Raw genomic sequence first — 13,705 nt, forward strand, 5'->3', positions numbered from 1 at the left:
GCAAGGGGGAGTATTGAGGGGCTGTAACGCCCCTTTACAGATGTGTTTATTGGCTTGTAATTAAGCCTGCACAGACATTAAGCGAAGTGCGCCGCTAAGTCGTCGGAGCCACCAATGTGCTTGCCGCCAATGAATACCTGAGGGACCGTTTCGCGGCCAGACAGCGCTTTAAGGCTAGTCAGTGTCGCTTGCTGACCTAATACCAGCTCTTCATAAACCAAGCCTTTTTCATCCAGCAGTGCTTTTGCTTTGGCACAGAAAGGACATCCAGGCTTAGTGATAATAGAGACAGGCTCAGGTTTTACTTGCTCTGGATTTATGTACTCAAGCATAGTATCTGCATCTGATACTTCAAACGGGTCGCCTGGTACGTCTGGTTCAATGAACATTTTTTCAATCACACCGTCTTTGACCAGCATAGAATAACGCCAGCTGCGCTTGCCAAAGCCTAACTCTTTTTTGTCAACCAGCATGCCCATGCCTTCAGAAAATTCACCGTTTCCATCCGGGATAAGCGTAACATTTTCGGCTTCCTGATCTTTGGCCCATGCGTTCATCACAAAGGTATCGTTAACCGAAATACAGACGATGTCATCAACACCATTTTGTTTAAACACGCCAGCTAACTCGTTGTAACGTGGCAAGTGAGTTGATGAACAGGTCGGTGTAAACGCACCTGGTAATGAGAAAACCACGACGGTTTTACCTTTGAATAAGTCATCTGTGCTGATGTTCTTCCATTCGTCGTTTTCACGTACCGGAAAAGTAACCTGAGGAACTGTCTGACCTTCGATATTGTTTAGCATAATGTGTGTCTCCTTTGATTTCGATGGAGCCATTATCAGCCACATCGATTCATTTGTATAATGGGTTAAATTAATTGGTTCGATTGAAAAAATGGAATAAACACCTTGTCAGGTGCGTATTGCACTCTGACTATGATGTTTTTCAAGGTAGTATGAATTACTCAAAAGTAAAACTGTACGAAAGGGAAGTTGACCAGCTACCAATGAGCTATGAGGCGTTCTATCAATTTGCTGATTTAGGTGTTCAGGGGAAGGGTGAGCGTTACCCTTAGCCCGCCCAGTTCACTGTGCGATAAAGAGAGCGTTCCCTGATGTAATTCAGAGAGTTTCTGACAGATGGAGAGCCCGAGTCCAGAACCACCAAGGTCACGACTGCGAGATTTATCGCACCGGTAAAGGCGCTCGGTGAGACGAGGCAAGTCCTCATCGCTGACACCGGGGCTGGAGTCGTCAAAGTGGCACACCAACAGATCCTCTTGTCTGGTAATTGTGACGTTTACGTGACCCGGTTTGTTGCTGTAATGACAGCTGTTGCGTGCCAGATTATTGAAAATCTGATGCATCCGGTTGCTGTCGCAGACAATGAGGTCGGTGTCTGTCAGGCGATTGTCTGTCGTCAACGTTAAGTCGTCTTGTTCTATTAAGGGTTTGATACCGCTGAGTAACTCATCAAATAACACTCGAGCCGGCCAGGCTTGCAAGTCGAGTTGTAAGCTATGGGTATCAGCCTGCGCCAATTCATAAATATCAGCGATAAGCGTATTGAGCATTGAGAGGCGACTTTGCATCAGCTGATAGGTGGCGTCCGGATCGGTAATCAAATTGTGTTGTAGCGCCTCAATATTGAGCTTAAGTACGGTTAGTGGCGTTCGTAGTTCATGTGATACATCTGCAAGCAGTTGTTGTTTGAGTGTCAGTGCCTGATTCAGTACAGTGGCTTCTTTTTCCATCACTTTACGCTTTTTCAGGTGATAGAGGTAAAACATCAGGAAAAAGTTCAGCAATACGATGATGGCTGCTGCGAGGACAACACTTTGTAATTTGCTCTGGCGTTTTTGTTCATCCAGTCCACTTTGCAGCTGGTTGACTTTTAACGTCTCTAAATTGAGTTCAGCATCGCGCTTTTTGGCTTCTAGTCGGGTCAGTTTCGATTGTTCAGTTTGTTGTCTGAGCAGTGCTGTGGCATGTGTCTGATAGGTCAGGGCTGCTTCAAAATTCTGTTGTTTCTGATGGGCAAAAGCTAACACTTTTGCTGCCTCAACCATAGTATCTGTTGGGGTGGCGGTGAAATAAGGCGCCAGTTGCTCTATGGCCTGGTCGGGGCTTTGATGGCTCAATGCGCTGGCATACCAGACGAGATTGTTCAGGTACAGTGCTCGGCTAGTGTCGGGGTTGATTAATGCCAGACCTTGACCAATTAAGTTGGCCGCATGCGGATAGTTTGTTTTGGCTAACTGTACGCGACCCAAACCTGCAATGGCCCAGCCAAGATTCCGCTTATGGTTAATTTCCTCGTTGAGTGTTTTGGCTTGCTCAAATGCCTTTTCTGCGGCATCCAGCTTATTCAGTTGCAAATATTGTTCTGCAACTCGGATCTGAGTTTGCCCCATATAGAGGCGGTCGTTGACCTGTGCATCATAGCGGTAGGATTGTGCAAACGCATCCAGTGCCGCCTGATGATCGCCGAAATCAACGAATATATCAGCAAGGCCATAATACGTGGCTGACAGCATAGCCGGCTCTGGGGTAGCCTGTTCCTTTAGCCAGCTGAGCTGAGCCTGACGACTCTCAAGTGCTCGGTCTAACTGGCCAAATAGCTTATAGATTCGAGCTTCGGTATCAAATGCGGCATTGTGTAGCGGAATATTGTTATCTAACTCAGCATAGTGCTTAGCGAGAGTGACATGCTCAATTGCATTTAGGTCCGGACTGCCTTTTGCTACTGCATTGGCTATCATGCGATGGGCATGACTGAGCATGCGCCAGTCCTGGGTGCGCGAAAAGAACTCGCTGGCTTTTAAAAAGTGCGTTTGAGCGGTTTGGCTGTCGCTCAGGCGATATGCAAGGTCACCCCGTACCCAGTGATATTTTCCGAGCATAGAGTCATCAGGGTGAGCGTTTAAATGTGATGCTAATGCATCTAGCCTGATTTGAGCGCGGTCATAATCGTCGAGCCGTACCAGGTGTAAAGCGGTTCTGTGCAGAACAAAAGTGCGTTGCTCTGGGGTCAGGGTGGATTCTGTAAGGAGCGCTTCGCCTTCTTCAAGTGCTGTGCGGAAGTCTTTTTTCCCTTTTAATGGGAATTGTTGCGCATAGGATGCAAAATCCGCGCTGTGTGAGGCCGAGGGCCAGAGTGCACAGAGTTGAGCTGCAAAGGTTAAGGCGAATAAGTTCTTCAAAATTAACGTCCGGTAGTGTGACGTTAAATTTTATGTGTTATCGGAATAAACGCCTATCCAACTTTTCTATTAAATTGAATAATCCTTGTTAGCTCCCGCTTCATCCTGATGCCTAAACTGACCGGGGGCACTCCATGCCATTGGCTAAAGGCCCTGATGAACGTATTGGCGTCACTAAAGCCGAGTAAAAAGGCGATTTCTTGCAACGACATACTGGAGCGGCGCAGATATTGGCGGGCCAGATCGGAGCGCAATGTACTTAACAGAGACTGAAAGTTGACAGACTCACCATCCAGTTTGCGTTGTAAGGTACGTTTGCTGATCGCCAGTTTTCCGGCCACCTGGTCTGCACTTACCTGCCCTGACGGCAATAGTTCCATCAGCAGTGCTTTGACCTTCTGTGTCATACTGGCAGAAGCATCGAGTTCAGCCAGACGACGAGCAAGATCATTTTCAAAAAAAGACCACATGGCGGCGTTTTCAGTCAGAAATGGCCGCTGTGCATCCTCAGTGCTGAAACGCAATGCAACCTGGTGACTGAGGTTAAGTTCGGTACCAAAATAATCATTAAACTCTGCGGCGTTGTCGGGAAGTTGTGTGACGTACAATGCTGCGGGTACTATCTGAGTACGAGTTGCAAGGCGAGCGAGCTGGGTGAAAAATGCCAGTTCACATAGTTCAACCGACTTAGGTAAAGGCTTGTCATAGCCGTAACAATCAAGACTGAGTAATAAACCCTGATTGTCTTCTCGGACATCCAGGGTCAGCGGTCCTATCAGAGGTTTGTAACTGCTGAGACGACGCATTGCTGCGCTCAGATTGGCGCTACAAAGGCAAGCGAAAATAGCCGGATCGAACGCCTCAACGTTGAGATGCTGTGCCAGTTTAAGTGGCAGTGTTTCACCTATTTGCTCTTCCATGGCATGCCACAGGTCAAAATACTGCGCGGCATTCAATGAAGCAGGCAAGCTTTGCCACAGGTCAGCTGGTAATTTTGCCTGTTTTAACAGTTGTGCCTGATCCAGACCAAGGTCTTTAAATAAAATCAGGCAATGGGGCGACAGGGTAAATTTGGAGGTGCGCTTCATTACTTTTCCATTGTACGGCGAGACATAGACAATACCAAAGCGCGAGGTAACAGAGGCACTATCCAGTTTAGTAAGAAGTTTAGCATAGGCTCATTAAACGACAATAGTTTACCTCTTTGCATAGCCTGATAGCCACATTTGGCGACAGATGAGGCGCTTTTACCTTGCTTGAACACAGCCAGGTCTTCAAGGTTGCCTGTTTTGGCAAACTCCGTGGCTACGGCACCCGGACATAGGGCCGTGACACTGATCCCCTGCTCTTTCAGCTCTTCTGCCAGAGCTTGAGAAAACGAAGTAACAAAGGCTTTGGTTGCATAATAAGTGGCTTGTAGTGGGCCCGGGATAAACGATGCTGTGGAAGAGACGTTAAGGATTTTGCCACTTTTTCGCGCTGTCATATCCTGAACAAACAAGTGAGTCAGTGCTACCAGGCTACTAATGTTAACCTGGATCATTTCGAGGTCCGCTTGCAGTTCACGTTCATGAAAAAAACCATGGCCGCCGAAGCCGGCATTGTTGATCAAAACATCGACTTCAATACCCTGTTGCTTGGTTGCTGTGTAGATCTGTTGTGCTGAGCCAGGATCCGTCAGGTCGGCTGTAATGACACTGGCCTTGACACCATAGGCTTGCTCCAGCTCGTTTTTCAGCGTATTGAGTTTACCTTCTGAGCGGGCAACGAGGATCAGATCTCCCCCTCGCTGAGCATGCAAGCGAGCCAGCTCTAAACCAATACCTGAAGATGCGCCTGTAATGAGTGCTGTGTTTGTGTATGTCATGATGTCACCTTATTGCCTGAGTTGATGATGCCATTGTAGAAGCTGGCATCAAGAAGTTCACTGGCAAAAGGTGACGCTTTACTTGCAAAAGGTGTCGTTCTTTTTATTCGTGGAGATGGAATTACATCGAGCTAGTCCCGAATGTTGACCTCACCGCGCACTTTTTCGATGCGCTGGCCACCCGAAGTATCACCTGTGATGGTGAGGCCGCCAGCTTCAATTACTTCGATGTCGCCGGAATCATCATCAATGGTGACGTGGCCTTTGATGTTTTGTAGTACCAGGTTACCACTGCCATCGTTTACGTTGACATTGCCCTGCACGTCCTGAACTTTGATGAAACCAGAGTCATCGCGTAAGTCCAGCGAGCTACCACCACGGATCTCAAGATTGCCAGAACCATCGACAATGATCAGATCGCCGCTCAAGTCAGTCAGGCTGATGTTACCTGATTCATCGTCCAGATTGAGTGAGCGCCCACCAATGATTTGCAGGTCGCCGGAGCCATCTTCGATGTCCATATCGCCACGAATGTCTGTGATATAAACTTGCCCAGAGGCATCGTCGAGTTTAAGCTGACTGCCGCCCTGAATACTGATATCGCCAGAGCCATCCTCGATATCCAGCATACCGCTGACACCACGGATAAGCATTTGTCCTGAGCCATCATCAATTTTGACATTGGCCGCGCCATTAATACTGATGTCCCCGGAACCGTCTTCCAGTTCAATATCGCCTGTCATTCCTGTAATGGCAATGTCGCCAGAACTATCGTCAATATCTAATGCCAGATGTTTAGGCACACGCACTGTGAGATCGATTCTGGGGCTATTGCCGCTGTACCAGACAATACCAACCCGGGTGTTTTGTTTTGCGACGAGTCGGGCGTTATTGCCGTCCTGTTCAAGACTGAGCTGATAGCTATGCTCTTTGTCGGTCAGTATCTTGGCCTCGACTTCGATGTGTGTGAGGTTATCGTCACCAACGATGTCCAGTGAACCCGCACTGGTATCTGCGACCAGGCTGGAGAGGTTTGCTGCATCCAGTGTCAGGCTTTGTTGCAGTTCTACATCGGCCACTGTTTTACTGTGGCCATCAATATGGATTACACAACCACTAAGTGCTAATGCTGCGAATAAAGGAGAGAGTTTTTTTATCATGGTGAGTTTCCATTTTGTTCTTTTTCGATATGTACAGGTTTAGCAAAACGAGTGCCAAAAATATAAATCTAATAATATCATAGTGATATGGGGTTTTGCGGCCTCGATAATGGATGCAGTGTGACTGACTTTGGTGAATTTGACCAAATATTAGTGTAACTAATTATGTGTGTAGGTTTGAGTGTGTCACTGAATTGTCAATTATTGCATCTAGCATTGGACTTGTACCGAGTGGCTTTCATTGACGAGCAGACAGATGTTACATTCGATAGTAACCCGGCCGACACAGGACAATACGAGTGATACGCAGGCGCTGGCAAGAATTCCGGATTGCGCTATGTTTCTCGGGGTTGGGGCGGCCAGTGCTGCGGAGCTTGGGAATTCAGCATGTGTTATCTGCAGTAACGACTCACCCTGGTTACTTATCGACTGTGGCCACGATACCCTGTTGCGATTTAAGCGGGCTTTTGGCGGTCAGTCTCTGCCTCAGGCGGTATTTATTACTCACCTGCATTACGATCATATTGGCGGGCTGGAACAGCTCTACTTCAAAGCGGCATTGCGTGAGCAAAAAGTCCGCTTGTATGTGCCTGTGCAACTTATCCAGTCATTGTGTGCCATGCTGGCTTATACTGGGTTGGCAGAGCAACGTGAAGATGTCTGGCACACTTTTGAGTTACACCCGGTTGGTGAGTACTTTTTTCATCAGCAGGTTCGGCTAAATTGTTATCCGGTGCGTCATCAGGCCCCTGGCAGCGCTTTTTCCCTGCATTTGCCCGGACGGTTTTTCTACAGCGGTGATACCCGCCCCATCCCTGAACTATTAATACACCACGTAGGTCAGGGAGAGGTCATTTTTCACGATTGTGCAGCGTCGGGCAACCCCAGTCATGCTGGTCTGGATGAACTACTAAGAGAATATCCGCCAGTCATACTGGCCAGACTGTGGGCCTATCACTATCACGGGGAGGACGACGTACGTGCGTTTGAACACGCGGGTATTAGGTATGCCAAACCACAGCAAATTATTCCTTTTTGTTAAGCCCTTTACAGTGCGTACCCTGGTCAATTCGACTGATACGGATCTCAGCCAGCATTTCCTCTTCCTCCTCATCAAAGCCGGTTTCAATGAAACCAAAACTGGCATAAAAGTCCTTGGCAACCGGGTTATCTGGTACGTAACAGATTGCGATTTCAGTGATTTCCGGGTGGCTACGGATCTCCTCCAGTGCTGCACTAAGGGCTTGTCGGCCTATGCCCTGCTGCTGATATGTTTTGTCCACCATTAATCGCCAGATTGAGACCCTGTGTGGCTTTTCAAACACCCACATAATGAGGCCGACCTGTTCACCCCGATAATTGATTGCACGTACTTCATATTCCGGGTTATAGGCTGCTTCCAGGAGCGTCCAGTCGTTGGGAGCCACCAATGACTTTTGCTTTTCGTGCAATTGCAGATCACCCAGATGTTCAAAATTTTCACGCCAAACACTACTCAGAAACACTTCTGGTTGCACAGATTCCCGGTGCCACTCCATCAGGTAGGCATTGTCGCTCCAGCGCCCTTTGAACTCAAATGAGAGTTGGCTAAGAAGTGCTCTCATTCGCTCATTACCCTGTACATAGACAGCGGAAATGACCTGGCAATCCGACTTAGCTTGAAGTTGGGTAAGTAATGCCCGCAAAGCCTGAGTTGCAAATCCCTGGCGTCGATAACGTTTGTCTATGAGCAGTTGTGTGATGGTATATTCATACTTGGTGCCCTCGGGCTCCATGGGGTGATACTGAACAAACCCGACCAGCGTTTGCTGATGATAGATAAGCAGGTTGCGGTAATATGCAAAGAATGCCGACTCAGCGAGCGCTTCGGCTGGTGAGGCAATATAGTTCAGGTCTTCACTGAGCAGTTGCAGCGCAAATACGTCACTGTAGTTGTCTTTAGTGGCTGATTTTAGTGTGATCATGACGACTCCTTTTTTCCTTATATAGGTCCTAACTGGCTAAAACCAAGCCATTTGTATGTTTTTTGATGTTTACAGTAGATTATCGTTAAGTTATTGATTTTTAATGATGCTTTTTAAGTCAACGAAGTTTGATGACTTTTTTAGGATAATAATTGCACTATTTTCTGGTTATTTGGGTAATTTTTTGCTATCAATGTTACTACTTTTGGTTGTATTGCTTATTCTCTTATTCATACTTTTGTGGGTTTTAAGGGGCAGAGAAAGAAGCGAGGGGAGTTAATCATGTTATTTTCTCATTCAGGCCGCACTAGCCATAATCAGTGTTCATTGTTTTTCATCATCATTGCGACAGTCATTCTGTTTGCTATTACTCTGTTACTCGCTTAACTGGTCGATATCCACGGACGGCCTGCGCAGTTTGGCAAAATAACTCAAACATGTGGAGCATTGTGCTCGTTAATCACATGCTGCAACTTGTTTCATCACTACAATATCTGAATATATTTAGTTATATTTCCCGCAAAATACGTTAAAATACTCCTTTACGATGTTGTACAGGTCATGTCCCTTAATCAGGCATGTCTTGCTACTAAAGGGCGCATAACTGTGCTCTGAATGTAACCGCTCTGTTCAAAGGAAAATTATGCAACTAGTTGATTTAAAAAGCGATGATCCCAGTGTGAAAGAACTATTTGCAGAAATTGACCGACTTATGAATACCCTCTACCCTATTGCCAGTGACCAATCTCTGGCGTTGGAAGAACTCAATCAGCCGAATGTCCGCGCTGTTGGCCTTCGCAACGAAGAAGGCATTGTGGCGTGTGGCGCCATCGTCAAGCAATTCGACAAAACTTTATACGGTGAAATTAAGCGTCTGTATGTCAAACCTCAGTATCGCGGTAAGGGGTTGTCCAAACGTATCATGCAAATTCTGTTGCATTATGCTGGCGATGCGCAAATCCCTCTGATCCGTCTGGAAACCGGGGTTAAACAAGAAAAGGCCATTAACCTCTATGAGAGCCTGGGATTTGAGCGTTGCGAACGATTTGGTTTGTACCGTGACAATCCGCTCAGTGTGTTTATGTCCTTGTCGCTAAACAAAGAATCAAACTAGTCGTTGAAAACCCCAAGTCCTAAAGTCGACTTTACCGCCATCTTAGTCTAATTTTTTATCTGACTATTGCGAAGTTAAGGAGGAGCGGGTGAAAATTCTGGTTGTCGATGATATGACCTCAATGCGCCACGTGATGATAGGCATGCTTCGTAAGCTTGGTTATGAAGACATAGATGAAGCCACAGATGGTTTGCGGGCCCTGCAATTGTTGAGTAACAAAAACTATGATTTGGTGATATCCGATCTGAACATGCCACATGTGGATGGATTAGGGCTCCTTAATGAGATTCGCTCCAGACCTAAGCTCAAACACCTCAAGTTAGTTATGGTAACCTGTGAAAATGGTCGCGAACGCGTGCAGCAGGTGCTACTACATAAGGTTGATGGCTTTATTATCAAACCCTTCTGTCTTGCTACATTAGAAAAACAATTAAAGCGCATTACAACATTTACGAAGCAACCCAATCTTAGCAATTAGTATGATATTACTGTCTCTTTGATAAGCATTAAAAAGCCCCGTTACTTCGGGGCTTTTTTGACTTTGAAGATTACTGCTGTGAAGTAACCGGGAAGCCTCGATCCAGCATCAGGGCTTCTACCGCAGCATCACGACCGCGGAACTTGCGATAGGCCTCCGCCGGATCCATTGCATTACGAACCGAGAACAGGTAGTTAACCAGACGTTGTGCAACGTCTTCATCGTAAAAACCACCTGGTGCACTGGCAAATGCCTGTGCTGCATCTGATGTCAGTACTTCTGCCCACAGGTAGCCATAATAACCGGCTGAATAACCTTCACCGGAGAAAACGTGGCCAAAATGGGTGGTACGATGGCGCATCACAATTTCGGATGGCATGCCAATCGCCGCCAGCTGAGATTTTTCGAATTCAACCGGATCGCCAATCTTGGCAGGATCTGTGGTGTGGAACTTCATGTCCATGATGGCCGATGCCAGGTATTCAGTGGTGGCGAAACCCTGGTTGAAGTTGGCTGCCTGTTTGATTTTGTTTACCAAAGATTTTGGCATTGGTTTGCCTGTCTCATGGTGTACCAGGAAGCGGTCAATCACTTCATCGGTCACCAGCCAGCGCTCTAATAGCTGAGACTGGAATTCAGTGTAATCACGCACACCTGAGTTTGAGCCAGGATATTTTACTTTAGAAGACAAAGAGTGCAGCGCGTGGCCAAATTCATGGAAGTAGGTTTCTGCGTCATTCCATGAGATCAGACTCGCCTGGCCCTCAGGTGCTTTCACAAAGTTAGAGTTGTTTGAACTGAGTACATTGGTTTTGCCATCAAATGTGGTGTGACCACGGTAGGACGTTGCCCATGCGCCAGAGCGCTTGCCTTGACGTGCAAACGGGTCGAGATACCATAAACCGATATGTTCGCCGCTGGTCTTGTCGGTTACTTCCCATACACGTACGTCTTCATGGAACACAGGGACTGAGCCCTCTGGTACTTCGGTAAACTCGAAGTTGAACAGGCGTCCGGCAACGTAGAACATGGCTTCACGCAGCTTGTCCAGTTGCAGGTATTGTTTTACTTCATTGGAGTCCAGATCGTACTTGGCTTTACGTACTTTCTCTGAGTAGAAACGGTAATCCCATGGTTCGATTTTGATGTTTGCGCCTTCTTTGTCCGCCAGTGCCTGCATATCAGCAACTTCTTCTTTCACACGAGCAATCGCAGCCGGCCAGACATTATTCATCAACTCCATGGCATTTTTAGGATCTTTGGCCATGCGATCTTCAAGGCGCCATTGTGCGTAGTTCTCATAACCTAGCAGCTGCACGCGCTCATGACGTAGAGTCAGGATCTCATTAATGATGGCTTTGTTATTGTGCTCACCTGCATTGTTACCGCGGCTATAGTAGTTTTGCCATACCTGTTTGCGTAACTCTCGTTCTGTGGAGTACATCAGGAAAGGATCCATAGATGAACGGGTGTTGGTGACCGCGTACATGCCCGGCTTACCCCGCTCTTCAGCAGCTGCAGCCGCAGATGTGATGTACGACTCAGGCAGGCCCGAAAGCTGATCTTTTGTCAGATACACCACATAGCCTTCTTCATCGGCCAACACATTATTTGCGAAGTCTGCGTGCAGCTTTGACAATGCCAGATTAATCTCGGCGTAGCGTTTAGCTGCTTCTCCTTCAAGCGTTGCACCATTGCGGGCAAAGTTGTTGTACTGAAGCCAGGTAATACGTTGCTCTTCAGCTGTGAGCTTTTTGAACTCCGCACTCTCGTAAACTGTTTTCACGCGCTCAAACAGGGCTTTATTTTGGGTGATTTGTGAGCGGTATTTGGCATATTTTGCCATCAGGCCGCCCTGCATCTGACGAAACTCAGGCGACGAATTATTTGCGCTCCAGATACCAAAGTAGGTAAAAAGGCGATCCAGTGCTGCGCCTGAGCGCTCCATCGCAACAATGGTGTTCTCAAATGTTGCGGGAGCGGTGTTGCTTGCTATCTGATCTATTTCGCTCAGATGATCCGCCAAAGCAATATCCAGTGCCGGCTCCAGGTCTTTCAGCTGGACTTTATCAAACTGAGGCACACCCTGGTAAGGGCCCGAAAAAGGTTGTAGTAGTGGGTTTTGATATTGTTTTTCAGCGATTGTAGGTGCTGCTGAGCTGCTTGGTTGTGTGCTGCTGCATCCTGCCAGCCCGATAATTACGGCTGCGCTGAGTAGTGTTAGTTTCATTTTCAACATAGTTGGATTTCGCTTGTTGGTATTTTAGTGTCAGCATACTAAAAGACTATTTCATGAAAGTGCAATCAGGATTCGATTAATCGCCAAAATCAAAGTGTAAAAAGATATGAATGGCTAAGATCTGCGCTACACTATGAGGGCTCAAAAACTTCCTTATTCTGGATCATTCAATGGAAATCGGTATTTTTATTTACGATGGCGTTGAAGTGCTAGACTTTAGCGGCCCATTTGAAGTGTTCAGTACGGCAGCACGTTTTATCGACGAGCCCGTAAACATTAGTCTTATTGCTCCCAGCCATGCGCCGGTTAGTTGCCGTGGTGGCCTGTCTGTTAACCCGCATTACAGTATCCATGGTCATCCCCGATTTGATTTACTGGTTGTTGCTGGTGGACAATATCAGCATGTCGTCAACAATACGTCTGTGCTGGCCTGGCTGGCTGAAACCGCCACTCACACGCGACGATGTGCATCTACTTGTACGGGGGTGTTTTTGTTTGCCGAAGCTGGGCTGATTGATGGTAAGTCTGTGACCACGCATTGGGATGATGTGGACCTGTTGCAAACACAGTACCCACACCTGAAAGTGCTTAAGGATACGCGGTTTGTTATGGATCAGAATTTTACCAGCTCAGCTGGGATTTCAGCCGGCATAGATATGAGCCTTGAGCTGGTCAAGCTGCATTTTGGCAAGAAACTGGCGGAGAAAACCGCCCGGCAGATGGATTATAACTGGCTTTAGGACATCATTGACACAGTAGTGTCGTACAGCCAGTGAATAACCGGGCCTTTGGCTTTGTCTCTGCGCCTGACCAGGCCCATATCTACTGTCAAAGAACCGGGAATGTTACGCGTTGATAAAATGGTGACGGCTTCATTAAACCAGTGTGATTTAACCACATGTTCAGGCACCATTGCCCAGCCAACGCCTCTGAGCACTAAGCCAACTATGTAGTAATAACTGTCGATATGCCAGTGATGCGAGGAGATGGCCTGAGACTGGTTGTTGCCGATGCGGTCGCGGATCACCAGCTGTCGGTGTTGATTAAGCTGTTCCACCGTCGGGCTTGAACAGGACGCCAGAGGGTGATCAGGTGCCACGATCAATCTCTGCTCAAAACTGCCCAGCGGGGTAAAATCCAGATTCTGCGACAGAGGTTTTTGATGAAATAAAATGCCCAGATCGGCTTTTTGTTCTTCCACCCATCGGGCAATATCATCTTGCGAGCCATTTAATATTGATAGTTTTAACAAGGGAAACTGATGTGATAGCCGTTCAAACATGGTTTCAAAAGCATTGATAGGTACGGCTTCATCCATGGCGACGGTCACAGAGACTTCTTCTCCACAGCTCATTGAGAGTGCTCTGGACTGCAGCCTTTGACATTGCATCAGCACGGCCTCGGCTTCTGCAAACAAGTCATGTCCGGCGGCATTTAATACCGGTAGTCGTGAAGAGCGATCGAACAACTCAAAGCCCAGATCGGTTTCGAGATTGGCGATGGCGGTACTGATACGCGATTGTGCTTTGCCCAGTTTCCGGGCCGCAGCAGAAAAAGAGCCGGTTCTGACCGCAGTGACAAAGGCCTCCAGCTGGTCGAGTGTCCAGTGCATAGGGTGCTCCAAAGTATCCGAAAAGCGGATGGTAACTAACTTTAACTCATCCGTTAAAAAAGCATA

12 protein-coding genes are annotated in these 13,705 nt (G+C 47.3%); 4 read left to right on the forward strand and 8 right to left on the reverse strand.

What is annotated here, in order from left to right:
• Nucleotides 1–77: 77 nt before the first annotated feature.
• The 5 genes from ELR70_RS02555 to ELR70_RS02575 all read right to left on the reverse strand — a co-directional run bounded on the left by ELR70_RS02555 (nucleotide 78) and on the right by ELR70_RS02575 (nucleotide 6,232).
• Nucleotides 78–806: a glutathione peroxidase gene (locus ELR70_RS02555; RefSeq protein ID WP_054016353.1), complete on the reverse strand. Its 729-nt coding sequence runs from the start codon at nucleotides 804–806 to the stop codon at nucleotides 78–80.
• Between the two features lie 236 nt (nucleotides 807–1,042).
• On the reverse strand, nucleotides 1,043–3,205 hold the full coding sequence (locus tag ELR70_RS02560) for an ATP-binding protein (RefSeq protein ID WP_054016352.1): 2,163 nt from the start codon (nucleotides 3,203–3,205) through the stop codon (nucleotides 1,043–1,045).
• A gap of 53 nt (nucleotides 3,206–3,258) precedes the next feature.
• Complete coding sequence (locus tag ELR70_RS02565) at nucleotides 3,259–4,293, reverse strand: AraC family transcriptional regulator (RefSeq protein ID WP_128064442.1); 1,035 nt, start codon at nucleotides 4,291–4,293, stop codon at nucleotides 3,259–3,261.
• On the reverse strand, nucleotides 4,293–5,072 hold the full coding sequence (locus ELR70_RS02570; RefSeq protein ID WP_054016350.1) for an SDR family oxidoreductase: 780 nt from the start codon (nucleotides 5,070–5,072) through the stop codon (nucleotides 4,293–4,295). The genes ELR70_RS02565 and ELR70_RS02570 overlap by 1 nt, the downstream gene beginning before the upstream one ends.
• A 131-nt stretch (nucleotides 5,073–5,203) precedes the next feature.
• Nucleotides 5,204–6,232 (reverse strand): DUF4097 family beta strand repeat-containing protein, encoded by a 1,029-nt coding sequence (locus ELR70_RS02575; RefSeq protein WP_054016349.1) that lies wholly within the window; start codon nucleotides 6,230–6,232, stop codon nucleotides 5,204–5,206.
• Nucleotides 6,233–6,488: 256 nt separating this feature from the next.
• Here ELR70_RS02575 and ELR70_RS02580 point away from each other — a divergent pair, with 256 nt between their 5' ends.
• Nucleotides 6,489–7,274, forward strand: coding sequence for an MBL fold metallo-hydrolase (locus ELR70_RS02580; protein ID WP_054016348.1), 786 nt, complete (start codon nucleotides 6,489–6,491; stop codon nucleotides 7,272–7,274).
• Here ELR70_RS02580 and ELR70_RS25825 read toward each other — a convergent pair.
• Nucleotides 7,258–8,196, reverse strand: a complete 939-nt coding sequence (locus ELR70_RS25825; protein WP_128064443.1) for a GNAT family N-acetyltransferase — start codon at nucleotides 8,194–8,196, stop codon at nucleotides 7,258–7,260. The genes ELR70_RS02580 and ELR70_RS25825 overlap by 17 nt on opposite strands.
• Nucleotides 8,197–8,839: 643 nt before the next feature.
• Here ELR70_RS25825 and ELR70_RS02590 point away from each other — a divergent pair.
• Both ELR70_RS02590 and ELR70_RS02595 read left to right on the forward strand, forming a co-directional pair.
• Complete coding sequence (locus ELR70_RS02590; protein WP_054016347.1) at nucleotides 8,840–9,310, forward strand: GNAT family N-acetyltransferase; 471 nt, start codon at nucleotides 8,840–8,842, stop codon at nucleotides 9,308–9,310.
• Between the two features lie 88 nt (nucleotides 9,311–9,398).
• Nucleotides 9,399–9,788: a response regulator gene (locus ELR70_RS02595; protein ID WP_054016346.1), complete on the forward strand. Its 390-nt coding sequence runs from the start codon at nucleotides 9,399–9,401 to the stop codon at nucleotides 9,786–9,788.
• Between the two features lie 70 nt (nucleotides 9,789–9,858).
• On the opposite strand, the gene ELR70_RS02600 is transcribed toward ELR70_RS02595, so the two are convergent.
• On the reverse strand, nucleotides 9,859–12,027 hold the full coding sequence (locus ELR70_RS02600) for a M3 family metallopeptidase (RefSeq protein WP_054016345.1): 2,169 nt from the start codon (nucleotides 12,025–12,027) through the stop codon (nucleotides 9,859–9,861).
• A 170-nt stretch (nucleotides 12,028–12,197) separates the two neighbouring features.
• On the opposite strand from ELR70_RS02600, the gene ELR70_RS02605 reads away from it, so the two are divergent.
• The gene (locus tag ELR70_RS02605; protein WP_054016344.1) at nucleotides 12,198–12,767 is read left to right on the forward strand and encodes a DJ-1/PfpI family protein; all 570 of its coding nucleotides are present in this window, start codon (nucleotides 12,198–12,200) and stop codon (nucleotides 12,765–12,767) included.
• On the opposite strand, the gene ELR70_RS02610 is transcribed toward ELR70_RS02605, so the two are convergent.
• Complete coding sequence (locus ELR70_RS02610; protein WP_054016343.1) at nucleotides 12,764–13,639, reverse strand: LysR family transcriptional regulator; 876 nt, start codon at nucleotides 13,637–13,639, stop codon at nucleotides 12,764–12,766. The genes ELR70_RS02605 and ELR70_RS02610 overlap by 4 nt on opposite strands.
• Nucleotides 13,640–13,705 lie beyond the last annotated feature (66 nt).

The organism is Pseudoalteromonas sp. R3 (assembly GCF_004014715.1).
GTDB lineage: Bacteria > Pseudomonadota > Gammaproteobacteria > Enterobacterales > Alteromonadaceae > Pseudoalteromonas.

Excerpts from the sequence above, each read along its gene's own strand:
- ELR70_RS02555 (WP_054016353.1), bottom strand. The coding sequence starts at position 806 with ATGCTAAACAATATCGAAGGTCAGACAGTTCCTCAGGTTACTTTTCCG.
- ELR70_RS02565 (WP_128064442.1), bottom strand. The coding sequence starts at position 4,293 with ATGAAGCGCACCTCCAAATTTACCCTGTCGCCCCATTGCCTGATTTTA.
- ELR70_RS02570 (WP_054016350.1), bottom strand. The coding sequence starts at position 5,072 with ATGACATACACAAACACAGCACTCATTACAGGCGCATCTTCAGGTATT.
- ELR70_RS02575 (WP_054016349.1), bottom strand. The coding sequence starts at position 6,232 with ATGATAAAAAAACTCTCTCCTTTATTCGCAGCATTAGCACTTAGTGGT.
- ELR70_RS02580 (WP_054016348.1), top strand. The coding sequence starts at position 6,489 with ATGTTACATTCGATAGTAACCCGGCCGACACAGGACAATACGAGTGAT.
- ELR70_RS25825 (WP_128064443.1), bottom strand. The coding sequence starts at position 8,196 with ATGATCACACTAAAATCAGCCACTAAAGACAACTACAGTGACGTATTT.
- ELR70_RS02590 (WP_054016347.1), top strand. The coding sequence starts at position 8,840 with ATGCAACTAGTTGATTTAAAAAGCGATGATCCCAGTGTGAAAGAACTA.
- ELR70_RS02600 (WP_054016345.1), bottom strand. The coding sequence starts at position 12,027 with ATGTTGAAAATGAAACTAACACTACTCAGCGCAGCCGTAATTATCGGG.
- ELR70_RS02605 (WP_054016344.1), top strand. The coding sequence starts at position 12,198 with ATGGAAATCGGTATTTTTATTTACGATGGCGTTGAAGTGCTAGACTTT.
- ELR70_RS02610 (WP_054016343.1), bottom strand. The coding sequence starts at position 13,639 with ATGCACTGGACACTCGACCAGCTGGAGGCCTTTGTCACTGCGGTCAGA.